At 23.5% G+C, this 26,686-nt stretch carries 16 protein-coding genes and 1 rRNA gene; 10 read left to right on the top strand and 7 right to left on the bottom strand.

Annotated features, from left to right (window positions below):
- Positions 1–227: 227 nt before the first annotated feature.
- The 9 genes from DMC14_RS05830 to DMC14_RS00845 all read left to right on the top strand — a co-directional run bounded on the left by DMC14_RS05830 (position 228) and on the right by DMC14_RS00845 (position 12,021).
- Complete coding sequence (locus DMC14_RS05830; protein ID WP_127922953.1) at positions 228–1,733, top strand: hypothetical protein; 1,506 nt, start codon at positions 228–230, stop codon at positions 1,731–1,733.
- 3 nt (positions 1,734–1,736) lie between these two features.
- Positions 1,737–2,879: a tRNA uracil 4-sulfurtransferase ThiI gene (thiI, locus tag DMC14_RS00875; protein ID WP_116171947.1), complete on the top strand. Its 1,143-nt coding sequence runs from the start codon at positions 1,737–1,739 to the stop codon at positions 2,877–2,879.
- Between the two features lie 67 nt (positions 2,880–2,946).
- Positions 2,947–3,387 (top strand): hypothetical protein, encoded by a 441-nt coding sequence (locus DMC14_RS05825; protein WP_116171946.1) that lies wholly within the window; start codon positions 2,947–2,949, stop codon positions 3,385–3,387.
- 256 nt (positions 3,388–3,643) lie between these two features.
- The gene (locus DMC14_RS00865) at positions 3,644–5,569 is read left to right on the top strand and encodes a DNA gyrase/topoisomerase IV subunit B (protein ID WP_116171945.1); all 1,926 of its coding nucleotides are present in this window, start codon (positions 3,644–3,646) and stop codon (positions 5,567–5,569) included.
- Positions 5,570–5,575: 6 nt separating this feature from the next.
- Positions 5,576–8,398 carry a DNA topoisomerase (ATP-hydrolyzing) gene (locus DMC14_RS05820; protein ID WP_116171944.1) on the top strand — a complete coding sequence of 941 codons (2,823 nt, stop codon included), beginning with the start codon at positions 5,576–5,578 and terminating at the stop codon, positions 8,396–8,398.
- Positions 8,399–8,459: 61 nt separating this feature from the next.
- The gene (locus DMC14_RS05815; protein ID WP_277870949.1) at positions 8,460–8,582 is read left to right on the top strand and encodes a hypothetical protein; all 123 of its coding nucleotides are present in this window, start codon (positions 8,460–8,462) and stop codon (positions 8,580–8,582) included.
- Positions 8,583–8,723: 141 nt separating this feature from the next.
- A complete protein-coding gene (locus DMC14_RS00855) occupies positions 8,724–9,965 on the top strand; it encodes an endonuclease (RefSeq protein ID WP_277870948.1) in 1,242 nt (413 codons plus the stop codon).
- 47 nt (positions 9,966–10,012) lie between these two features.
- Positions 10,013–11,326: a M20/M25/M40 family metallo-hydrolase gene (locus tag DMC14_RS05810; RefSeq protein WP_277870947.1), complete on the top strand. Its 1,314-nt coding sequence runs from the start codon at positions 10,013–10,015 to the stop codon at positions 11,324–11,326.
- The gene (locus DMC14_RS00845; protein ID WP_137412653.1) at positions 11,326–12,021 is read left to right on the top strand and encodes a pseudouridine synthase; all 696 of its coding nucleotides are present in this window, start codon (positions 11,326–11,328) and stop codon (positions 12,019–12,021) included. Before DMC14_RS05810 ends, DMC14_RS00845 begins: the two co-directional genes overlap by 1 nt.
- A gap of 26 nt (positions 12,022–12,047) precedes the next feature.
- Here the strand turns inward: DMC14_RS00845 and DMC14_RS00840 are convergent, their stop codons facing one another.
- Positions 12,048–13,934, bottom strand: coding sequence for an ABC transporter ATP-binding protein (locus DMC14_RS00840; protein ID WP_116171942.1), 1,887 nt, complete (start codon positions 13,932–13,934; stop codon positions 12,048–12,050).
- Complete coding sequence (locus tag DMC14_RS05805) at positions 13,927–15,759, bottom strand: ABC transporter ATP-binding protein (protein ID WP_116171941.1); 1,833 nt, start codon at positions 15,757–15,759, stop codon at positions 13,927–13,929. The genes DMC14_RS00840 and DMC14_RS05805 overlap by 8 nt, the downstream gene beginning before the upstream one ends.
- 196 nt (positions 15,760–15,955) lie before the next feature.
- On the opposite strand from DMC14_RS05805, the gene DMC14_RS05800 reads away from it, so the two are divergent.
- Entirely contained in the window at positions 15,956–19,729 is a 3,774-nt protein-coding gene (locus tag DMC14_RS05800; RefSeq protein WP_116171940.1) for a rhodanese-like domain-containing protein, read from the top strand.
- A 58-nt stretch (positions 19,730–19,787) separates the two neighbouring features.
- Here DMC14_RS05800 and DMC14_RS00825 read toward each other — a convergent pair whose 3' ends face one another.
- The 5 genes from DMC14_RS00825 to DMC14_RS05790 all read right to left on the bottom strand — a co-directional run bounded on the left by DMC14_RS00825 (position 19,788) and on the right by DMC14_RS05790 (position 26,610).
- Positions 19,788–20,975: an acetate/propionate family kinase gene (locus DMC14_RS00825; RefSeq protein ID WP_116171939.1), complete on the bottom strand. Its 1,188-nt coding sequence runs from the start codon at positions 20,973–20,975 to the stop codon at positions 19,788–19,790.
- An 82-nt stretch (positions 20,976–21,057) separates the two neighbouring features.
- Positions 21,058–21,161 (bottom strand): 5S ribosomal RNA (gene rrf, locus DMC14_RS00820).
- Between the two features lie 48 nt (positions 21,162–21,209).
- Positions 21,210–23,183 carry a hypothetical protein gene (locus DMC14_RS05795; protein ID WP_175393434.1) on the bottom strand — a complete coding sequence of 658 codons (1,974 nt, stop codon included), beginning with the start codon at positions 23,181–23,183 and terminating at the stop codon, positions 21,210–21,212.
- A gap of 93 nt (positions 23,184–23,276) precedes the next feature.
- Complete coding sequence (locus DMC14_RS00810) at positions 23,277–24,206, bottom strand: hypothetical protein (RefSeq protein WP_116171938.1); 930 nt, start codon at positions 24,204–24,206, stop codon at positions 23,277–23,279.
- Positions 24,207–24,309: 103 nt separating this feature from the next.
- Positions 24,310–26,610, bottom strand: a complete 2,301-nt coding sequence (locus tag DMC14_RS05790; RefSeq protein ID WP_127922954.1) for a lipoprotein 17-related variable surface protein — start codon at positions 26,608–26,610, stop codon at positions 24,310–24,312.
- Positions 26,611–26,686: the final 76 nt, after the last annotated feature.

Genomic DNA, 26,686 nt, shown 5'->3' with positions numbered 1-26,686 from the left:
CTTTTTTAGTTATCTATAAATAATATTTATTTATTTTAATAACATTAATTTGAACTAATAAATTATAATTTAAAATTATGTTAAATTGAAAAACAATTATTTTAATTACAATTGGGTGCTTTATTTTAGCCTTTTTTATATTATTATTAACTTTTTTTTATTTTAAAAAATGAGCTCCAATAATAATGCTAAAAAATCTTTACAATAAAAAAGAGCAAATAAATAAAATGTCTAATAAACTAGAAAAATTTAATAATCAGTTTTTTGAGTTGGCAAAGAAAGAAAGAAAATATAAACATTTTGAAGAAAAAATAGCCTCTGTAATAATTGAAATTGAAGATATGACTCAAGTATTTGAAAATAATATTATGGAATTTGAAAATGAATATAAAAAACAAGGAAAATCACTTTTAAGTTTTGATAAATATTTATTTTTAAGATCAATTTTTAAAAAAGCAAAAAAAGAGAAATCGAAAATAAAAAAAATTTTTAATAAAACAAATAAATGAGCTTCAATAGAAAGTTCTAATATAACTAACATAATTAATTTTGTTCTTAAAATAAATAATTCTTTTAAAGAAATAAACGAATTTTATAAGGAAAATTTAAATTCTTATTTTTCTAAATTTTTATCTTCAAAAAAGAAAAAATATGAAAGAAAAATAATAAACATTATTAATTGATTTCAGAATGATAAATATTTAAACAAACCAAAAAAAGAAATAAAAAGAAATAGACAATTATTAGTTTTATGAATTAAGGAATATACAATTTTAGTTGTTAAAGGTATTAAATATTTCAATTTTATCAGTTTAGAAATAGAAGATAAAATCTTTTATGCAATGAATGTTTATAATGACAATAAAGAAAAAATAAAATTTTTATATTCAAATTATTGAATTAAAAACTTTTGTTCAAATATAAAAATTAAAATTAAAGAAATTAAAAATACTTTGGCGTTGGGAAAAATAAATAATTGAGATGAAAAAATTGAAAAAGAATTGATAAACATTAATTATGAAATAGAGGAAGTAATTATTAATTTATCAAAAGAGGTTTTTGCTTATAGACAAATTAATGAAAATAAAAATGAAATATTAAATATACTAGATTTAATGTCTAAAATGGATAAAAAATTACAAAATTATAAAATTAATGATTCTTATAAAAATGAATATTCTAATTTTATGAAAGAAGATTTAAAAACACTATCTATTTTAGAAAAAAATAATATGTTTGAAAAAGAAAAAATATCTTATGCAATAAAACTAGGAGAATTGATTTTTAGCCTTAAAAAAATGTTAAATATAGTTTATATTCAAGAAAATATTTTAACTAAGAAAAAATGAAAACTTTTTGATGAACTTAAAAAAATACAAAAAGAAAATACCACTATATATAATAATCATGATTTTGATTATCCTTTATCTAGCGATATTCAAACTACGCAATCAAATTTCAATAAAGAAATAAAAAGAATAAAAAAAGATAAAATACTTAATAAAAAAGAATTAGAGAATCTAAACTTATATAATCAAATACTGAATTGAAAAATTATTATTTTAAATTCAGAAATTATTGTCTCAAAACAAATGTTAGAGAATTATCCAACAATAATTCCTTCTAATAACTTTGAAGAAGATAATTATTTGATATTAAACAATTTATTTTATAGTCACAAATACAAAGAAGTTATTGTTAAAATAATTGAACAAAAAAACAATAAGGAGTAAATTATGGATGATAAAGAAATATTAATAAGATATGGAGAATTAACTTTAAAAGGAGAAAATAAGAAAGACTTTATCAATCAACTTAAAAAAAATTTAGAATACCATATACCAAAAGAAGAAATTAAAGTGGAATATGATAGAGCATTTTGTAAATATTCCGAATCAAATTTAGAATGTTTGAAGTATATTTTTGGTATTTCTTCTTATTCGATTGTTTATAAAACAACAACTAATCTAGAAAATATTGAAGAAATAGTTAAAAAAATAATAAGTGAAAAACAGTTCGATTCTTTCGCTATAAAATCTCGAAGACATAATAAAAATTACCCTTTAAATTCTTCTGAACTAAACATTCATTTTGGGGGTATTGTATTAAAGAAAATGCCTAACAAAACCGTAAATTTATCAAACCCAGATTTATGTATATATATTGAAATTAGAGAAAAATATAGTTATGTTTTTAGTGATTATATTTATGCTTTAGGAGGAATGCCTGTAGGTTCTTCTGGCAAAGCATTGCATTTAATTAGTGGAGGCATTGATTCTCCTGTAGCAGCAAATTTATTACAAAAAAGAGGATTAAAAGTTGCCTTTTTAAATTTTATAACTCCTCCGCATACAGATAAAAAAACAACAGATAAAATAGAAAGTATTATTAAAATATTGACTAAGTATCAAGGATCTGCAACTTTATTTGAAGTCAACTATACAAAAATAATGAATTATATTGGTTTGATTTCTAACCAAAAATATAAAATAACTTTAATGAGAAGAAGTTTTTATCGTATAGCACAGAAAATTGCTAATAAATATAATATAAAAGCAATTTCTAATGGTGAAAATTTAGCTCAGGTAGCTTCGCAAACATTAGAATCTATTTATACTATATCAGAGGTTTGTAATTTACCTATATTTAGACCTTTATTATCATTTGATAAAAACGAAACAATTAAATTAGCAAAAGAATTAGGAACTATGGATATTTCAATTCAAAAAGCTTGCGAAACGTGCGAATTATTTGCGCCAAAATTTCCTATAACTAAACCGAATAGAGAAGAAGCTCTTAAATTAGAAAAAGAATTAGACCAATTAGAAAAATTAGAAGAAGAAATAATTAAAGAAATAAATATTAAAAAGTTTGAATAATAAATAATTGTTAATTAATTTATATTTATTAGTAAATATAATAAAATTTTGATATAAGGATATAAAAATGGATAATAAGTATAAAAAGTTTTTTTCTGCTTTCAACATAATGTTTGATATTCTATTATTATTAATAGTTGTTTTTCTTACTTTTTCAGCCTTTTATGTTGATCATCTAAATAATCTAATTAGATTAGATACTGAAAGTAGCATACCATTGTATAAAAGACTAATTAGTTGAGATATACAAGTTTTTTCTTGTTTTGTATCGGCTTTTATTTCAATTTTTATTGTTTGATTAACAAGATTTATTATTTTATTAATAAATAAAAATTTTATTTTTTATTGTATATTTCCTATTTTTAATTTAAAAGATATTAAATATGAAAACAAAAGTATTGAAATAAATCGACAAAACACAATTTCTTTTATAGTGGTTCTATGCATAGCGTCTACTTTTATGATAATAAATTCATTTTTTTGGGTTTTTATTAATATTAATATTTAAGATTGGAAATATTATAAATATTCTATATGCTATTTTATTTTTAAGTTCTTTGCAACCATTATTTATGATTTTAAAAAGCATAAATTTAAAAATTAAACAAGCAACTAAACAACAAATTAAAAATTAATTAAAAAAAATAATTCATATAAACATAGTTGAGGCTATGTTTTTTTATTTGCTAAATTTTTATTATTTTTTTATTAAATCTTAATGTTCTTGTTTAAATTGTGAATTAAAATGTATATAATTAAACAATATGAATACAACTAATTATGAAGCAAAAGATTTAAAAGTTCTTAAGGGACTAGATGCAGTTATAAAAAGACCAGGTATGTACATAGGATCTACAGATTCTAATGGTCTACATCATTTAATATGAGAAATAGTTGATAATGCAATAGATGAAGCATTAGGTGGTTTTGCTAATAACATTAAAGTAGTTTTGAAAAAAGATGGTTCAGTTATTGTAGAAGATAATGGACGTGGAGTACCAATTAATAAACACGAATCGGGAAAAACAGGAGTAGAATTAGTTTTTACTGAATTACATGCAGGTGGTAAATTTGGAGACGGGGCTTACAAAACTAGTGGAGGGTTACATGGAGTTGGTTCTTCAGTAGTAAATGCTTTAAGTTCAAAAATGGAAGTTAGTGTTTATAGAGATAAAAAAGAATATTTTACAGCTTTTAAACAAGATACCATAACACAAAAAACAACTATGATAGGTGGAACTATAAAGCAAGGAACCAAAGTTCAATTTTGACCTAACTATGAAATTTTTAAAAAAGCAAAATTTTCTTCGGATACTGTTAAAGAAAAATTAAGAGAAGCAAGCTTTTTAATTTCTAATTTAAAAATCCATTACATAAATGAAATAACTGATGAAAATATTATTTTTCAAACAAATGAGGGTATCAAAGAATATATAAAATTTGTTGGTGAAGGAAGAAACTTTATCAGCAGAACTTTTTATGCTTCAGGAATGGCAAAAAATGGCATTAGTATTGAAATATCTTTAGCTTATACAGACAGCTATAATGAAACAATATATAGTTTTGTTAATAATGTTAAAACCAGAGATGGTGGAACTCATGAAACAGCATTTAAAGCGTCTTTAACAAAAACAATTAATGAATGATGGTCTAAAAACAGTCCTACAAAAACTAAAATTAATTTTGATGGTTTAGATGTCAGAGAAGGAATAATTGCAGTTGTTTCTTTAAAAGTACCAGAAAATATTTTAGAATTTGTTGGGCAAACAAAAGACAAACTTGGAACAGCCGAAGCAAGAGAATCAGTAGAAGATTTTTTCTCTGAAAAATTCATGTTTTATTTGAATGAAAACAAAGTAGAAGCTGATAAAATTATTGAAAAAATTAAAAAAACCTATGAAGGCAGAATGGCAGCAAGAAATGCTAGAAATGAAGCCAGAAAAGTTAAAAATAAATTAGATACTAAAAAAATATTGTCAGGAAAATTAACTCCAGCACAATCAAAAAACCCAAAAGTTAAAGAGCTTTTTTTAGTTGAAGGTGATTCAGCTGGTGGATCAGCTAAAATGGGTAGAGATAGAGTTACTCAGGCAATTTTGCCCTTAAGAGGTGTTGTAATGAATACAGATAAGGCAAAATTGTTAGATATATTGGCAAACGAGGAGCTTGCAACAATAATTAATACGATAGGCGCTGGAATAGGCGAAGATTTTAATGTTAAAAATTCTCAATATGGAAAAATAATAATAATGACTGATGCCGACGTTGATGGAGCCCACATTCAAATGTTATTGCTAACATTTTTTTGAAGATATATGAAAAATCTTATTGAAGCAGGTATGGTTTATATAGCCTTACCTCCCTTATACAAAGTAACTATTAAAAATAGCAATAATAAACATTTCTATGCTTGGGATGAAGAAGGACTAAGAGAAATAACTTCACAATACTCAAATTATGAAATTCAAAGATACAAAGGTCTGGGTGAAATGAATGCTGATCAATTATGAGAAACAACAATGAACCCAGAGACCAGATCAATAGTTAGAGTAAATATTGATCAACAAGGGCTAACAGAAAGAAATGTAACAACTTTTATGAGTGATAATTCAGAAGCTAGAAAAACATGAATAAACAATAATATAGATTTTTCAAGCATTGATGAATTTGATATTACTAAAAATAAGTAGGGCAAAATGGATAAAAAAAATAAAAAAAATTTGGATGAAGTTATTGAAAATATAATAGATAAAAATATGGTTGAAATAATGAGCGATAGTTTTGCTCGTTTTTCAAAATATGTTATTCAACAAAGAGCTATTCCAGATGCAAGAGATGGCCTTAAACCTGTTCAAAGAAGAATTTTGTTTTCAATGTGAAATTTAAAATTAAGAAATAAAGATCCATTTAAAAAATCTGCTCGTATTGTTGGAGATGTTTTAGGTAAATATCACCCTCATGGCGATAGTTCTGTTTATGAAGCAATGGTTAGAATGGCTCAAGAATGAAAAAGTAATTATCCACTAGTGCAAATGCATGGTAATAAGGGTTCTATCGATGATGATCCAGCAGCCGCAATGCGTTATACAGAATCAAGATTAGAAAAAATTACGGAATTAATGCTTAAAGATTTGGAACGAAAAGTAGTTCCAATGACACCTAATTTTGATGATTCTGAATATGAGCCAGTTGTTTTACCTAGTTTATTTCCAAATCTATTAGTTAATGGAGCCATTGGTATTGCTTCAGGTTTTGCAACTCAAATACCTCCGCATAATTTAGGAGAATTATTAGATGCAACTATAGCGCTGATTAAAAAACCGAATGCTAAAATTGAAGATTTAATGAAATATGTTAAAGGCCCCGATTTCCCTACTGGCGGAATAATAAATGGTACTAAAGGAATTAACCAAGCATTTAGAACTGGCAAAGGGAAAATTGTTTTATCTTCAAAATATAAATTTATTTATGATAAAAAAGATAATATTATTGGAATTGAAATAACTGAAATTCCGTTTGGAGTTATTAAATCAAAAATGGTATTTGAAATAGATTCTATAGTAGCTTCAAAGACTATATCAGGAATCAAAGAAATTAGAGACCAATCAGATAGAAACGGTTTATCAATTTATATTGAACTTGAAGAAAACGCTAATGCTGAAGCTATTTTAATTTATTTAATGAACAAAACAAAATTAAGAATTAACTATGATTACAATATGCTTGCTATTCATAAAAATGCTCCTGAATTATTATCTTTAGACCGAGCTTTATTTGCTTATTTAGAGCATTTAAAACTAGTTAATATAAATGGAATTAAATATGATTTACAAAGATACAAATTAAGACATGAAATAGTTGAAGGTTTTATAAAAGTAGCAGATATTTCAGACGAAGTTATAAGAATAATTAAAGCTAGTGATAATTCAAAGAAGGGAGTTATTTTAGCTTTGATGCAAGCTTTTGGGTTTAGTGAAATTCAAGCTACAGCAATAGCAGAATTAAGATTGTATAAGCTTTCAAGAATGGACCAAATACAATTTCAAGAAGAAAAAAATAATTTAGAGATTCAAATAAAAAGATGTGAATTGTTGTTAAATGATTCTTATGAATTTGATAAGTTCTTAATAGACCAATTAAAAGAAATTAAAAAAGAGTATGCAACACCAAGAAAAACTGAAATTACAGACCAAGTTGCAAACAAAGAAGTTGACCATAAATTATTAACTAAAAATGAAGATTTTTATTTCTTTATATCAGAAGAGGGATATATAAAGAAGATTAGCACAAAAATTTTTAACTCAAATGAATTAAATACTTATAAGCTTAAAGATAATGATGCAATTAAGTATTATGATAAAATTAATTCTTTGTCTAAATTAATATTTTTTACAAATAAAGGTAATTTCTTTATTTTAGAAGCCCATTCTTTTAAGGATAATTCTTGGAAAGAATTAGGCACTCACGTTTCTTCTTTAGTGGCTTTAGACGTTAAAGAAAGAATAGTGAGAGTTATGGAAATAACTTCATACAATTCATATGTTGATATTATTTTATTATCTAAATACGGATATGCTAAAAAAGTTAAGATTGCAAACTTTGATTCAAAAACTATTAATAAAAAACGTATTTGTATGTCCTTTAAAAATAAAGATGATGAATTAATTGATGCTCAAATTGGCAATGGAGAAAAAGATTTATTTATATTATTAAATAATGGATTTTATTTCTTAATTAATGAATCTGTTTTTAGTACAGATTTAACTTTAAGAGCCCAAGGAATTAAATTGCTCTTAAAATTGCAAACTAAAAATAATACTTTTGTTTCTGCTTTTTGTACTTGTTCAAAATTTAATAATGTAACTATGCTAACTCAGGATGGTTTAGCAAAACAATGAAATATGAGAGAAATTGAATACACAAATCGAACCAATAGAGGCTCAAGATTATTTAATGTTTTAAGAAATTATAATTGTAAGCCTAAATCTTTAGAAGTAAATACCAGGGAACTTGAATTTTTATACACAAATAATCAAAATGAAGTAGAAAAACTTGATTTAGAAAATATAACTAAAGATCGTTCAAAAATGGATAAACTAATAAATTTAAATTATTCAAAAAATAATAGTGGAAATTTGATTCAACATATTAAAATTAATGAATTATTAGATGCAGATAATAATGAACAAGAGAAATTAAAAGAAGAGTTCTTGGAAAGACAAAATAGTGATAAGAATATTGAACTTACAACTGAGACTTCACTATTAAAAAGATTTTATTATACTCAAGAAAATAATGAAGATTTATCTGATGAAGATAATGATAAAAATGAAGATTTAAAAGAACAAGTTAATTTATTTGAAATAACTTCTGATTTTAAAATTGTTGACAAAAAAGAATTAGAAAAAGAATCTAAAAATAAAATCAAGAATTTGACTTTCGAAGAAAAACTTGCTGCAATGAATAATATTAATATAGATGATATTGAAAAAAAAGTTAAACAAATTAAGAAAAAATAGTTATAATTATTTTTCGAAACTTAAGTAAATATTAGATCTAATTTTAACGAAAGGAATAACTATGAGAAAAGATGTTAGACTAGCTAATAAAGTTAAAGCTGAAAAAAGAGCTCACAAATTAGCTAAAGAAAAAGCTCGTGATTTAAGAAGAGCTGCTAGAAAAGCAGAAACAAAATCAGAATAAAACAATTAATTAGCGTATAAGTTGTTACTTATACGTTTTTTTATTTTTATAGTAGAAAGTCTAATTAGTTATTTTAGTTAGGTTTTTATTATAATATAATAGTTATATGCATTAGCAATAATGTTAATATCTAGGAGAAATATGAAATTTAAAAGAAAAAGTAAATGATTAGTAGCGCTAAGTGTAATTAGTTTAATTCCAATAGTCCCCTTAATTTCATCAAGTTGCAAAGATAAAAAAGATATTCATTATAAGGAATATTTGAATAAAAAATTAGAAATTTTAGAATCTATAAAAAAGATTAATGATAATAATTTTAAAAACATGGTTTTTCAAGAATTTACCGAAATGAATAAAAATGAAGATGAAAGTAATAAGGATAATTATAAAAAATTATTATTAATTTCAATTGACTTACTGACAAAGATTGCTAATCAATTAATTATTGAACAATCAAATGATAATATACCAAACCCAGACCCAAATCCAAATCCGAACCCAAATTTAGAAGACAAAAAATCTTATCCCAATAGTGTTGCGCCAACAATTAATTCTGGTTTTAAAATAGAATATGATAATTCTAATTCATTTTATGAATCTTTAAATGGTTTAAGCGGTCAGATTTTAAAAGATAAATTATTTGAATTACAAAGAAAGCATAGAAATAGCACTGGTGATTATGGGCAATTGCATGTAACTTATAGGGATTCTTTTGTTGATAAATATTATGAAAATGACAAAACAGTTTTAGATTTATATACCGAAATTCCAAATGGAAAAGATAAATATACTTTCGAATTTGGAAAATATGCAGACATAGGAAATTCAGAAGGCCAAGGGATGAATAGGGAACATTTAATAGCTCAATCTTGATTCGGCAAACAAAGTCCAATGAGAAATGATGCCCATCATGTTTGACCTGGCGATAAATATGTAAATGCTAGACATGGAAATGTACCATTCGGAACTGTTACTAAAGCATTTTATATGTCAAGCAATGGAACAAAAGTGGGTAAGGGGCAAGAAGATGGGGGCGAAGTAGCCGAACCGATAAATGAATTCAAAGGAGATGTTGCAAGAGCTCATTTGTACTTTGCTCTAACATACAAAGATAAGAGTATTACAAACAATGGTTCTTCAAAAAGATTTTTTGATAATTACAATAATATTCGCCCAGCATTTTTAAAAACAATGCTTGAATGAGCTAAAAGGGATAATATTTCACAATTTGATATAGATAGAAACAATGGTATATATATACATCAAAGAAATAGGAACCCATTTATAGACTATCCAGAATTAATAAGAGTTTATTTTGAAAACGATAATGATTTTGTTTTTGTAAATAAGGGAATAGCCAAAAAGCTAATTAAAAATAGTTAAGGGTTATCCTTTTTTTATTTAAAAATATTAATAAAAAGGGAAATGTAATGATTATGAATAAATATATAAAATACAATCAAAATGAAAAAGAATTTAAAGAAATGATAAATCATATGGCTAATTTATGCAAAATACCATCAATAAGCATAGAAGAAGCAGGTAAATATCCTTTTAGTAAAAATGTAGATAAAGCTTTAGAATATGCTTTAGAATTAGCTAAAAGTTTTGGTTTCAAAACTTATAAAGATTCACAAAATAGATACGGATTTGCAGAAATTGGAAATGGTAAAAAAATTTTAGGAATTTTAGGCCACTTAGATGTTGTGCCAGCTGGTGATGAAAATCAATGAAAAACAAGTGCTTTTATTCCTGTAATAACAGAAAATGAAATTATTGGTAGGGGTTCTCTAGATGATAAAGGTCCAACAATAATTAATTTATATGCAATGAAATACATAAAAAACAACAATTTAATTAGTAAAGATTGAACAATAAGGATAGTATTTGGAATTTCAGAAGAAACAACAATGAAATCTATGAAATATTATTTAAAAGATTTTGGAGATCCTTATATTTCTTATACACCAGATGGAGAATGACCTTTAATTTTTGCAGAAAAATTGATATATCAAGCAAACATAATATTTGACAAAATAGAATCATTAGAAATTAATGCAGGAGAAGTTGCTAATCAAATACCAGACAAAGTAACATATAAATATAAAAATGTTGAATATACAATTTTAGGCAAGGGTGGACATGGTTCGACTCCAGAAAAGGGTGATAATGCTATTATTAAATCGTTTTTGGAATTATCTAAAAATAATATAGATTTTAAAAATAATGATATATTTAAATTTATTGAGGAAAATTTGGGAAATAAAGTTTATAAAATGAGTAAAATATTTCCAAATTTTGACGATTTTAGTGGTTCCTTATCTGCTAATTTAGGAATAATTAAAACTAATGAAAAAAGTCATATTTTAACATTTGATTTTAGAGTTCCTGCAACTAGAAGTGTAGATGATGTATATTCAGCTTTAGATAAATATTTAAAAAATAATTTCCCACACGCTAAACATAAAATTGTTGGAACAAAAAATTCTATGTATATAGATCCCAATTCTGATTATGTAAAAATATTGATGGCAACCTACAATGAAGGAATGAATTTAAATGAAAAACCTTTAGCTATTGGTGGGGGAACATATTCAAGAATAGTAAAAAATTGTGTTGCTTTTGGTTCAACTAAATATATGCATTTAATGCATGGACCTAATGAATATTTTACATTTAAAGAAATTAAGGAATCGCTTGAAATTTATATTAATGCTTTAATTAGAATACAAGAAAAAATGTAATGAAATATAGAATAGAAAAAATAATATGTTTAGTGTTAGATATTAGTCGATCTGAATGTAAAAAAGTTTTAAAATCAGAAAGAATTAAAATTAATGGAATAATTATTAGTAAACCACGCGTAATAGACATAAATAAAGATAATATTGAAATTGATGGTGAACTAATACAATATAAAGAATTTCAATATTTTATGTTTAATAAACCTTCAGGATTAATTACGGCTAACTATGATTTAAAACAAAAAACAATATTTAGTATATTAAATTTAAATTCTAATAAGTTTTTTGCAATAGGAAGATTAGATAAGGACACAGAAGGATTATTATTGATTACAAATGATGGAGAAATGGCACACAAGATATCTAATCCTAAATACAAAATTCCTAAAAAATACTATTTTGAATTAAATAAAGAAATGACTACTAATATAAAAGACCATATACCTAAACCAATAATTCTATTAAACGGATATCAAGTAAAAGAATATAATTTTGAATTTTTAGACTTAAAATCAGGTTATTTAACAATTTACGAAGGTAAATTTCATCAAGTAAAGGAAATGTTAAATTTTTTCAATTATGAAATAACTTTTCTAAAAAGAATAAGCATTGGAAAATTAGAATTAGATTCAAAACTTGAAATTGGAAAAATGAAAGAATTAGAATTAAAAGATCTTGAATTGATTTTTAAATAAAAAATAGCAAAAAACTTGCTATTTTTTTAATCTTCAGAAAAAGAAGAATGATATAGTTTTTCATAAAATCCTTTTTTGTCTAAAAGTTCTTTATGTTTGCCTCTTTCTATTATTTGACCATCTTTAACAACTAATATTTGATCTGCATTAACTATTGTTGACAGTCTATGAGCAATAATGAATGAAGTTTTACCTTTCATTAAATTTAACATAGCTTTTTGAATAATTTTTTCTGTTCTTGTGTCAACATTAGAAGTTGCTTCATCTAGTATTAAAATACTTTTATTAGCTATAATTGCCCTTGTAATAGCTATTAATTGTCTCTCTCCTTGAGAAAGGTTAGATCCGCCTTCCTCTATTATTTCTTCATATCCCTTTTCTAATCTTTGAATAAAATCATCAGCTTTTGTAATTCTAGAAGCCTCTAATATTTCTTCATCGCTAGCTTTTAAATTTGCATACCTCAAATTCTCCATTATTGTAGTTTTAAATAAAAATGTATCTTGAAGAACAATAGAAATTTGATTTCTTCAGCTTTTTTCATTTATTTCCGAAGATTTAAAATTATCTATTTGTATTGTTCCTTTGTTTGGTAAATAAAATTTACTTAATAAATTTATTATAGTTGTTTTTCCTGCTCCTGTTGGGCCGACAATTGCAAAAACCTGACCTTTTTTAGCATTAAATGAAGCATCCTTAAGTTGTAATAAATTAGAATCTCCATTATAAGAAAAACTAACATTATCAAACTTAACATTTCCTTTTATTTTATCAATATTGTTAAGTTTAGATTCATCTACTACTGGTTTAAAATCAATAACATTAAAAATTCTAATTGAAGATACTATCATCATTTGCACTTGTGCTATATTTTCAAATAATCTTGTTATATTTCCAGACATTAATCTAATATATAAAACAAAAGACATAACAATACCTGGACTAAATGTCTTATTAGAACCGGTTCCTATATTTGCAGTAGCAAAACTTGCTGAAATAATAACAATAATTAATTGTAAAAAATTAACAACAATGTTACTATATGGTCACATTAATCCTGTATATAAATTTGCCTTAAATGAAGATTTATACAAAACATTATTTCTTTTATCAAATTCTTTATTTACACTCTCGTTGAAATCAAGAGATCTAATTAAATGATGGGCTGATAAATTTTCTTCTATATAACCATTTAAGTCTGCTAATTCTTTTTGTTGTTTTTGAAATTGAGGCATTGCTTTCTTCATTAACACAAAAACAAGCGATAGCATCAATGGAAATAAAACTAAAGTTATTAAAGCTAAATAAATAGAATAATAAAACATAAACCCAAAAGATACTATAGATACGGTTGCTGTAGTAATTATTAAATTTAAGCTTCCGGATAAACCATTTGAAATATTATCGACATCATTTGATAAAATTGACATTAACTCTCCAGTATTGATAGAGTCAAAAAATGATATAGGCATTTTCATAACGGATTTATAAGCATCTAGCCTAATTATTGCCGATGATAAAACACCAGCTTTAACAGATAAATGGTTGGATGTATATGAAAAAATTTGTTGAAATATATAAACTACAATTAAAAGAAATATATTGCCTATAAATTGAAATTCATTAAAGTTTTCTTTATTAGTTATTGAATTTTTACCTAATAAAAAATCATAAGTTAAAAATTGGTCCATTATATAACCTAATAAAAATATACCTATTGTTAAACAAAGAGCTGCTAATATAGATGTGGCCACTATTCAAAAAGCTATACCTTTTTTATAGTTCACATAAGTTAACAATCTTTTAAAACTATCTCTTTTTAATTCTGCATTTTTTCTTTTTAACTTTTTCTTTTCTTGTAATGATAATAAATTTAAATCTTGATGAGATTTAAGAGGATCTAAATTATACATTGTCACCCCCTAATTGAGATTTTGCTATTTCTTTATATAAGGCACATTTTTTAATTAATTCTTCATGTTTTCCACTATCAATTATTTTGCCATTATCAATAACTAATATATTATCCGCTGCCATTATGGCTGATATTTTTTGAGCTATAATCAAAGTTAAAATATTATTATTTTTATATTTATTTTTAATATTTTTAATTACTTTTGCTTCAGTTTTAGCATCTAAGGCTGAAGTTGAATCATCTAAAATTAAAATCTTAGGGTTTTTAAGTAAACCTTGAGCAATAGATAATCTTTGTTTTTGACCTCCCGACAAATTTGAACCTTTTTGCATTACCGGGTGCTCAAATTTGTCTTGCAAATTATTTATAAATTCAAAAGCACAAGCATTTTTGGAACTTTCTATTAAATCCAATTCACTAGCATTAGGGTTAGCCATTAATAAATTGGATTTAATTGTTCCACTTAAAATTGAAGGCTTTTGATAAATAGTTGCTATGTTTTGTCTTAAAGATTTTGTATCGATTTCTTGAATATTGTTTCCATCTATCCTAATAGAACCATAACTAATTTTATAATCATTATTTAAAAGTCCTGCTATAGTTGATTTACCGGATCCTGTTGGACCAATTATACCAATAACTTCTCCTGGTTTTCCATTAAACGTTATATCTTCTAAAACGTTTTTTTCTGATTTTTCATAATATCTAAAAGAAACATGATCAAATTCAACAAATCCGTTAGTAATTTTTTTATCTGATTTGATATAAGAAATATCTGAAGTTTTTTTAAAAATTTCATTAACTCTTTTAGAAGATATTGAAGCTCTAAATAACATAAAAATAACAAAAGTAGACATAACAACACCAATAGTTATAAACATTACGTAATTTGTAAAAGTTGTTGCATTAGATATTAACTCTTTAAAATCACTTGGAGCTGAATTATTTTTTCTTGCTATATATCCAGTCACCAATAAAACCAAGGCTGTTATAACATTAGCAAATAAATTAACAAAAGCAAATGTTATGTTGTATGAATTTCAAGTTTTTTTCGAAATTGATAATCAATTTTTATTTTCTTTATCAAATTTAGAACGTTCTAAATCTTCTAAATTATAAGATTTAATTACTTTTGCACCTAATATGTTTTCACGTGATTCATTATTGATTTTATCATATGCTTTTTGTTCTCTAGAAAATAAGGGAGCCATTACTATTCCGCCAATTATCATAGTTAGCATTAATACAGGAATTAAAATTCCCAACGTTATTGATAATTGTAAATCTGTTAATAAAGCAAATACTAATCCAAATATTAAATTAAAAGGACCAATTATACTTAATCTTAAAAAAGCGTTTATACCCATTTGAATTCTGCTTATATCTATAGTAAATCTTGTTATTATTTTTGAATGATTAAATTCTTCAATATCTTTTTCAGATAAATCTCCAATATGTTCTCATAATTTTTGTCTAATTTGCTTAGCTCCTGCATTAGAAACGTATGAACCTAAAATGGAAGCTGTAATTGTTGCAATAGTTCCAGCGATTAAAGCAACGGCAAAATAAATCGAAAATTGACTAATCGATTCCGAAATAGTGCCTTTTACAACAAACATTTTTAATATTGTTACTTCTGAATAATCTGGAATACCTAAGGACGGATTAGCTTGTGTATATGCCCTTAAAGATATAAGAGATGATATTTGTCCTATAAATATAGGAATAAATAAAAATGCTATAACTTGAAAAATAGTTAACATAATTGTTAAAAAAGAAAGCCATTTAAACTTCTTATTCATATATTTATACAATTTAAACATGTTGTCCTCCTTAGTTTCTTAAAATTTCATTTTTATATGTTATAACTTTAGAGATTACTCTTTGTTATATTATTTTATTATTAAAAATAGAAAATTATAAAAAAATATAGATATTTAAGTTTGAAACAAAAATTAAATAAAAGAAATTTTTAATATATAATTTTACAACTTCAAGAGAAAAGATTAGGAGGAAAATATGAATAAAAAAACTAAAATTATTTTTGGAATAAGTTCTATAACAAGCATACCTGTAATAGCCTTAAGCTTATCAAGTAAATGTACAACTGATTTTGTTAAAAAATTATCAACAGATCAAGCTTTAGAAATGATTAATAAAAATAAAACAAATAAAGATTTTGTATTATTAGATGTTAGAACTGAAGGCGAAATCAATGAACAATATATAGAAGGAATGTCTAATGTTAATTTTAAAGATCCTAATTTTAAAAACGAAATAAATAAATTTGATAAAAATAAAACATATTTAGTATATTGTCGTACCCAAAATAGATCACAAGCCGCTGCAAAAATAATGAAAGAGCTTGGTTTTAAATATATTTATTGAATGAATGGCGGAATTACTCAATGATTGAGAGAAAATAAGCCAGTTATAAATGTTAATTCACATAAGAAAAATTTATTAATTAATTCAGAAAAAAATATTTTTAAAGAAAGCGAAGACATAACTTTTTCTGTAAAATTAGAAAATTTTAATCAAGAACATACTGTATTTAGTTTCGAATTAAAAAATGAAGACAATATTCTTATAAAGAAGGAAAAAATTACAAAGAAAATTAATTTTGTTTCTTCTATCAAATCTATTTTTGGCAATGATTTAGTTTTAGAAAAAGAAAAACAATATTCTTTATGAATAAAGTGTGAAAATGTTTCTAATGTTAATGAAGCTTCATTTAATTTTAAAATTTCAAAAAATAATATAAATTTGAAAGATTTAAATTATTACAAATTTAAAGGTGCTTATTCGCATATAGCAAAATATCCTTCTAATGAAATTAATGAGAATTTCATTAATAAAAATTTTGGTCACAATATGTATCAATATAAAGCATCAAATATGGAAAAAATAACTAAAACTATTGATGATTTAGTAGACCACACCAAAAAATCAATAATTCTTTTTGCTTCTCCTACATGTTTATCTTGCATGGAATATTTAGTGTGATTAGACAAGCTTAATTTAGATAAATTTAATTTTGTTAAAATTCTAACTTCTGTAAATGACAATGTGGACCAATACATAGATTCAGCTAAAGAGACATTTAAAGAAAAAAATATAGAATCGCAATTACCAGATTCCTTATTAGATAATAAAGATTTAATTTGAAAAACAAAGTTATCTTTTAACACAACTCCAAAAATTTTATTAGTTGATGAATTTGGAAAAATAGTCAATGCTATTGATGGTTTAGATAAAAATAATTTTAACAATGAATTTATTGATGTTGTAGATAAAACATTTGATGAAAAGATAGTTGAAAAAACAAATGATAATACAAACCCTAATCCAAAACCTGAAAATCCTATTCCAGACAATCCAAAGGATGACAAAGGTAAATTTGAAAATGAATATAGAACATTTGAACAAAGAAAAAGAACAGAAAAAAATGAAATTAAATACTTAAAAGAAAAAGACTGAGAAATAACAAGCAAAATATATGGTTTAAATGTTTCAGAATTTAGAGTTTGAAAAAATGATAATACTGACATAAAGTTAAAAGATGTTTTAAAGAAAAACGGAAAACCTACAATTGTTTTTTACGGAGCTACATACTGTGGAGAATGTGCTAATGCATTAAAATATTTAACTAAAAATAAATTAGAAAATGCCAATTTTATTGAACTTTTAAGAGGAAGTAATGATTGAGAAAATTTTATTGAACAAAATAGTTCAAAAAGTAAAATTGATAAAGAAATTTTTAGACCTTCTACTGATTGAAAAAAGATTACAGAGAATTATGGTTTTATTCCACAAGGCTTTGTTTTAGATAAAGAGCAAAATGTAACATACTTTTTTGGATCTAATTATTTTTTAGCTCAAACATTAGTTAACGTTGTTAATAATACAATTTCAACAAATGATGAAAGCAAAACAAAAAAACAGGAATCTCAAAGTAGCAAAGATTTTTATAATGGAGAATATGAAAAAATTAAACAATTTTACCCAAATGACGAAAACAATATAAATGAAACTCAACATAAAAATTGAAGTACAATAGAAAATAATTCTTATGTTAGAAAATCACAAATAGGTGATAAAGAAGCAGAAATAAACGAACTAAAAGATATTTATAATGATTATGTTAATAGTTTAAATAAAAACATATTAAATTTATATAAATATAATTTTAATGCAAGATACTTATCTGAAGCAATATTTAAATGAGCTCAGGAAGATTGAATAGACCACGCCTATATACATTTTGGAGGATTTCCAATCGTTCCCTTTACTGAAACATATCATTTTGATGATTCCACTAAAAAAATAAATGATCAATTTATTAAATTAGCATATTTATCAAAAAATTGAAGGCAAGGTATTTATTCAGTTGATAAAGAAATTATTACAAATAATGAAATAAAAACTAAATTTATTAATTTTGTAAAAGATGCTTTAGACTTAATTAATGACAACATGGATGAACAAGAAAAAATATATGTAATTATGCAATATGTTGCAGATAGATATACATACTATGATGATGCATGAAAGGTTAATTTATCTGAAACTATTAGAAGAGATTTTTATGGGGTTTGTCAACAATATTCATGAATGACAGCTTTATTATTAAATATAATTGGCATTCCAGCATTTCCTAAATTATCTGATAACTACAGTCACCAATTTGTTTGAGTAAAAACAAAAACTAAAAATGATGAAGAACCAAAATGATATTATGTTGATTCTTTACATTTTGATACTGAAAATGATAATACTCATAGATACCCTTCAGGAATTTTGAAAAATGTTAATTTTAAAAATGGTTATTTACTAAAAATTAATACAGATATTTTAAGTATTCCTAATAAAAATATTGATGCAATGCATTATCCTGGCTATCAAATTTTTAAAAATAAACTTCCTATTGATTATTTGTTTACTGAAAAACAAATGGCTAAAAATAGTTATTTAGAATACACAATTTTAAATGACTCAAAAAAATCAAAAAACGGCTTAATTTTAGGTAAACAAAGTAGATTTTTTAAATACAAAAGTAATTGATATACTTTTGCAGCGTATATAGAAAATAATAGTGATGATTCGAAAAAACTAGGTTTATTTAAATCTAATTTTCATGCTGGCTCTAAAGAATTTGTTTTAGTAGCTGATAAAAACAAAATTGAAAATGATGAAATAGGTAAATTATTTAATACTTCTTTCTTTAATATAAACGGTTACGAATCAGTTCCCAAAGTATTTATGGTAGGCAATGTTGCTTTTGTTTATAAATACATTAAAAATACAAAAAATCATGAATTATTTGCTTTAAATTTAAAAACAGGTCAAAAAATTGATTTACAAAATTATTTTAATAATACCATAAGTGACAAAAATGAAGAGTATGATATTTTTTCTTATGATCATTCATTGTATATAAAAAAAATGTTTGTTAAAAAAAATGAAGCTATATTAAACAACAACATATTTAAAATTGATTTAAATCAATTTACTGAATTAAAAGAACTTATAAAAAATAAAAACACAAAATTTGGAATTTATAAAAAAATTTTGGCATATAGATTCGAAGCCGGAACATATATGTATAAAGATTTAAACATTATTCAAGAAGAAAATGGAATTGTATTTAAATCATTGATCTTAAGAAAACAATTTAATGAAAAAATAAAAGAATTTATGGATTTATATAATGATAATAATTCAACATTAAATCAATTAATTTCTAAAGAAAAAGAAATAAAACAATCTTTAAAAGAAATTACAAAAAAATAGATATTTAATAAAAAAACCGACTGCTAATTTTGCAGTTGGTTTTTTAAAAACAAACAAACTAATTTTGTTTCATGGTAATAGCTTCTTTGGCTATAAACATTTCTTCTTCCGCTCTTATAACATAAATTGGTATAACACTATCATCTGAAGATATTATTTTATAATCTCCAAAATCACGACCTTTGTTTTTTGATTCATCTACTTTTAAATTAATTAAATTAATTTTTTTAATAACTTGTTCTCGCACTAAATGATCGTTTTCTCCTACACCAGCAGTAAAAACTATTGCATCTAATTTATTTTTTATTTTATTAATATAAGTAATTAAATAATCTGCTATTCTTTGAGTATACAAATCCAAAGCAAATGCAGCTCGTAAATTTTCTTTTTTAGCTTTTTGAACATCTCTAACGTCTGAAGAAACATTAGATACACCTAACATGCCTGATTTTTCATTTAAAATTTTAAAAATTTCATCTACTGTGAAGCCTTTATGCTTAATTATATAGGGAATTATTGAAGCATCTATATCGCCTGATCTTGTACCCATCATTATACCTGCCAATGGAGTAAAACCCATTGATGTATCAATAGATTTGCTATCTTCTACAGCGCAAAGGCTTGCGCCATTTCCTATATGCATAATAACTACATTAATTTTTTGTTTATTAAATAATTCTTGACATTTTTCAGTTATATAATGATAATTCAAACCATGAAAACCATATTTTCTAATATTTAGTTCTTTTGCTAAATCACTATTAATGGGATATGTATAAGAAACTTTTGGTAATGTATTATGAAATGAAGTATCAAAATGCATAGACATTGTAGCATTTGTAAATAATTCTTTAAAAGCTATTATTGCTTCCAATGCTCCTGGGTTATGCACTGGAGCCAAATCAATTGATTCCTTTAGCCAATCTATTGTTTGTTCATTTACATATGTTGTAGATTGCAATTTTGGCCCACCATTAACTACTCTGAATGCTACCTTAGATATATCACTATAATCATGAATAATACCATGTTCTTCTCACAACTCAACTAATTGCTTAACAGTTTCTAAAAAAGAAGGAAGAAAAATATCCTTTTCTATTTTTGATTCTTGATAATTAAGTGTTAATTTACCCATATCCATTTTTATACGTTCTGCAACACCCTTGGCTTCAATATGTAAATTTTTATTAAACAAAGTTCATTTAATTGAACTAGATCCCGCGTTAATAACTAATATTTTATTCATAATACTCCTAACTATAAAATTAAATTTTCTAAATTATATTATAAAAACTAATGTTCTTTTATATTCTTTAAAAAGAATATAAAAAAAGCAACGACCTATTTTCCCTAATGGTATCTTCGGCACTGAAGGTCTTAACTGCTGAGTTCGGAATGGAATCAGGTGGGCCCCTTCGTTATGGTTGCTATGTCTAATATTATATATAAAAAAATTTTTTTAGTTAAAAATATTTTATTTTTATTTTGAACTATTAATTTTAGTTAAAGCTGAAAACAAATCATTTTTTAAAGTTTTATATATTTTTTGATTGTAGACATCAATTAATGTTGTAAAAGGCGAAATTATTTTTGTTAATGAATCATATAAATCATTGCTCTCATTTTCATTAATGTCATTGCTTAAAACTAATTGTTCTAATTTAAATTTGAGATCAATTCTATTTTCAAAAGTACCATCAGTATTTTTATTTAAATACTTTTTAATATAAAATTTTTCAGTGTCAAACAATATGTTTCATCCCCCTCCAAGTGTTAACTGAATTTTTCCAGCTCTTCTATTTTTTGTATCAAATGGAGTGTCATCATATAAGGGTTGTGCAGGCTCTGCTCCATGAATTAAATAATTTCATTTTAAATTAGTGAAGTAATCAACTATAAATTTTAAATGATTAATAGTTAAATCTTTAATTTTGTTATATTTAGAATTATTGTCTTTTAAAAAAGTTTTTTGTTGTTTTAAATTAAACAATAAAATGTTTATTAATTCAGTAAAATCGCTAAATCCAATACCAACATTTTCAAATATTTTTTGGGCTCAAACTCCTGTTGTAGCGGCAGTAATTTGACGAGAAATAATATTTTTAAATGCTAAAAATCCCTTTTGCTTTTCATCTTTTGCTGCAAATAATAAATTATTTAATAAATATTCATTTGTATTAATTAACATATTATTTAAATGCTTATAAATTTTTGTGATTAATTCTGTATCTTGTGAAAATTGCATAAAAATTTCAATTGAAGTTTTAGCTGACTCTAAAAAAGTTTTTTCTATACTTTCACTTAATTTTTTATATTCATCTTTTGTTGCTTTTATAACTTGTTCTTTATTTTTAATTATGTTTTTTAATTCTTCATCTATTTTATTTGATTCTAAATTATCTTTAATTTTTTGTTGATAATTTTTGAATTCTTGTGAGTTAATAAATTCGTTATATAATGATTGATAAAATAATTCTTTATCTTTAGCGAAGCCGCCTATAATAAATGTTCTAATAGTTTTCGTTTGAATCTCTTCTAATCCCTTTTTAGTAGATCTTAAATATAGTTTAAAAGTGAGAGTTCCCTTAAACTTATCATAAACAGAAATTTCAGATTCTACTATTTGTGCCTCCGAATTAGAAGATAAATTAGTTTTAAAATCATTCAATCTAATATCATCAATGGGTCTACTTAAGGAATCATAGCCATCATATTCAAAAATTAAATTTTCCAATAATTTTTCTAATCTATTAAACTCATTTTCTTTTTCTTGTTTTATTCTTAATTCTCTTTTTTGTATAGTTTCAAAACCAAAAAATTTTTTATTTATGATTTTTGAAGTTATTTTAGTTTTCAAATTAGTATAAGACATTTCTACATTAATTGTACCTCTGTTATTATCTTCATAAAATTTTGTATTAAATTGAAATTGTTTTGATATATTTTTAAAAATAAAATTATCTAGATTTTTTACAAATTCGGAAGGTAATTGTTTTTCTTTTTGGTCCTCACTAATTTCCAAAACTACTTTATCTATTTCATTATTTAAATCGGTATATAAATTTTTAAACCCTCTTATTGTTTTTGAAAAAATATCAGTTTTAATTCAATTTATCTTTTTACTATTATCAACAAATTCAAATTCAAAATAATAATTTACTGTTAACTCACCTTTAATATCATTTGCAATTAAAGGGCCTTTTGTCCTTAAGTAAGTTTTATCAGGCAATGAATTAAAATATATATCATTAAAATTAACTTTTGAAGGAAGAATATGATCTTTTTTTATGTTAGATTTCAAAATAGGTTTTATTAAACTGGTTTTTTTTGTAATTTCTTTTTTTAAATATTTAATTTTTTTGCTATCATTGCATGATATTAAAATGCTAGGTAAAATAACTGTGAAAGAAGTCAAAACAGTAGACAATAAAATTAATTTTCTTTTCTTTTTCATAATTCTCCATATACATATCTTTAATATTAAATATATTAAATTAACAAAAACATAAAGGCATCCATATACCCCTATGTTTTATTTTTATAATAACTATTTTAAAGTTTCAAGAACTTTGGCTAAACTCTTTAATGATTTTTGAAATAAATCAATTGAAGAATTTAAACCTGTTTGTAACATTTCATAATAAGGTTTAATCTCACTTTTTACAACTTCTATTTCTTCTTTTGATAATCCAACAGAGTTTAAAACATTAATTGCATCTTGTTTAGCTTCTGTAATAATTGCAACTAATTTTTTAAAAGTTTTTTCATATCCATGTAATTCCACACTACTAAAATCAAATTCTTTCAATTTCTTAGATGATTGTACAAAGACATTGTCTTTTCCTGTAAATTTTTTATCTATAGCCTCAATTAAATCATTAATTTTGGTTATTTTTTTTGTTGATTCTTTTTGTTTTAATACATTAAAAATTGTTTTAGCGTATCCACCAACTTTTTTACCAAATTCCACAACAAAATCAGCTATTCCATTCTTAGATCTAACTATTTCTTGTAATTTTTCTTTTGTTAAATATTTTTTTAATGCTGCCAATCCATCTGAAATTTTGTTTTCTTTTGGATTTGTTTTATAAGCTTTTAATAAATTTAATTGTATGTCAACAATAATATTTGATAAAACATCCAAAGCTTCTTGATAATATTCTTTAACTTTTGCTTCTTCTGCTTTTCCAATAGCGTCCATTAATTTTTTGTCACTTAAGATTTTTGTGATAATTTTTGAACTATCTTTTTTGTATTGTTCTTTAAATTTCTTATCTTCTTCGCTAAAACTTTTTTTAACTTTTGCATCTGCTATACCATTAGCTAATTTATTTAATTCTATATTTTTTTGTTCAATAGGTGATTTTCTATTTTTATTTATTTCACGTTGAACAATATAAGGAATGGTAGCTAAACCAGCAACTACTACTGCTGTACCTAAAACGATACCTGTAATTTTTAAAGCTTTTTTGCTCATAATAATTTCTCCTAATTAAATATAAATATAAAATGTTTTTTGTTTTTTTAATTTTGCTTATATTATATAATTTTAAAAATTTTTTAAATTATTTTTAAAATATTTAATTTGACATTGAATATGTAAAATCAATAGCAAATTCTAGGCCATAATAATGAATATCACCTCTTATAATAACAATATTTTTTTCTTCATTAATAGAAACTATTGAATAATCAATATTTTTATTAAGCTCTTTGTCAAAAATAAAGCGTTCATTTAATTCTATATTTGCTTTAAAGAAAACATTAAATTCGGCTTGCCCCTTTTTAAATTGTTCTTTTAGTTTCGTATAATTATTATTTAATTCATTTTTAAATGAAAAGGAAATGGAAGATTTTAAATTTCTTAAAATATTTCTTTTAGTCATAATAGTTTTTATTGAAATTTTGCCTTCAAAATCTTTTGATTCTATTTTTTTATCTTTTGATAAAAGAGAAAATCTATAATCTATGGTGTAATTTCCTTTATCAAAAATGTATCATAATTTTTCAAAACTCATTTTTTTGATTTTTAAAATGTAATTATTTTCTTTGATAAATTGAAATATATTTAACATTTTAGCTGCTTCATCAGTATTTCAAAAAATACTTTCAACTTGTTCTCTTGTGTAAATACCAGGTTTAATGTATTTAGAATTTAAAGGAACTTTAAGTTTATTCATGTTATAAATTATTTTTTCATCATTTGATAATAATTTAATTTTTTTAGTAATTATTTCAGAATGAATCGTTTCAATGTTAGGCAATTCTTTTTGTAAATAATAAGAAAAGTCAATACTATCTTTATTTATATTTAAGCTAATTATAATTAATTTTACTTTGGCAATTTTTTCTCCTTTATTTGGATTAATTACAAAATCATCTTTTGTTATTTGATTAATATTTTTTTCATCTAAATTTTCAATATTGTTAAGTATAACTATATCATCATCTTTGTTCAAACTATCAATAATTTGTTGTTCTTGATTTTTAAGAGCTTTTTTTGTTGATAAAAGACCTGAAATTGTAAAACTTATTGTATTGTATGTAAATATATTTTCATTTAATTTATTATCATGCATATTTACACTAAATTCAACTCTAAGAGTTCCTTCTAAATCATTTGGATATAATTGTATTTTATATAATGAATATTTTTGTTCACTAAAAGTTATATTTAAATATTTATTTTTTATTGCAGAAGGTAATGTATTTTCTTTGTTCTTATCTATATTTTCATAAAGTTCATAACTATAAGATATTGAATTATTATTTATTTTCTTTTCTAATTCCCTTTTAGTATCATCTAAATAATTAGATGCATTATAAGGAGTATAGAATCAGAATCCATATTCTTTTGAATAAACATTTTTAAATTTATATTGTTTTGATTTAACTTTAAATTTAACTCATAATCAACCTTTATAATCATTCACATCAGAAAAACCTATTATTTCGACTTCACTATTATTATCTTTATAAATATTAAAGTCTTCTTTTGTAATTTCTGAAGGAAGTTTTTTATATGAATATTCATTTTTTAAAGAAAAATGTTTTATTGAATTTTTGCCTAAACCGTTCAATCTCTTTTTTTCTTTACTTTCGTCATTAATTTCAAATTTTTTATAACCACTGATTTTATAAAATTTGGTTTTTATTGAAGTTTTTTTAGTTCTTTTATCTTCTAAATATACTTCTATATTTAATTCTCCATCAATTTCATCGGGAATAATTTGTTTAATTTTAACTACCACATTTTCATTTTCGTTATTTATATTTAAATCTTTTAGGTCTTTAACTTGACTTGAATAGCGGCTTGATTTAGTAAAAGGATTTTTATCTTCTATATCTATGTATATAGATGACAATATAGAATCTAGGTCTTCTTGATTTTTTATTTCTAAATCCCTATCATAATAATTTTGTTTTTTAAAACCATAAATATAAACATATTTAGTTTCTGTTTTTAAATTTTCATATCCTTCTTTTAAACTTCTAAAATAATATCCAACATACAAATATGGATCTTTTTTATTATAAAAAGTTAATTTATCTATTACCAATTCAGCTTGATCTAATGATATAGAAAAATCTTCTTTCTTAATTTCAGAAAATAATTTTTCTTCTTTTCTTACATGAAGCATATCATTTATGCTATATTTTTCAAATTCTTCATTTATTCTTTGTTGTTCATTTCGAACATTTCTAGTTTTTAAATCATCTAAATTTTTAATTTTTTTAGTTATTAAATTCGATTGTTTATTTGTTCTTTTATCTACATAATAATATTGAATTTCCAAAGTGCCTTTTGCATCATCATCTTTAACATTATAATTAAATTCATAATTTAAATCAAGACCCAAAAAAGCTTCTTTTGTAATCATTTTTTTATATTCTGACGGCAAATATTTTAAATTTGATTCATTTAAATCTTTTAATTCAACTTCATCAATAGATTCG

It is taken from the genome of Metamycoplasma phocicerebrale (assembly GCF_003383595.3).
GTDB lineage: Bacteria > Bacillota_I > Bacilli_A > Mycoplasmatales > Metamycoplasmataceae > Metamycoplasma > Metamycoplasma phocicerebrale.
The sequence above is the reverse complement of the archived record's forward strand: the minus strand, read 5'-3'. Positions and strand labels throughout refer to the sequence as shown.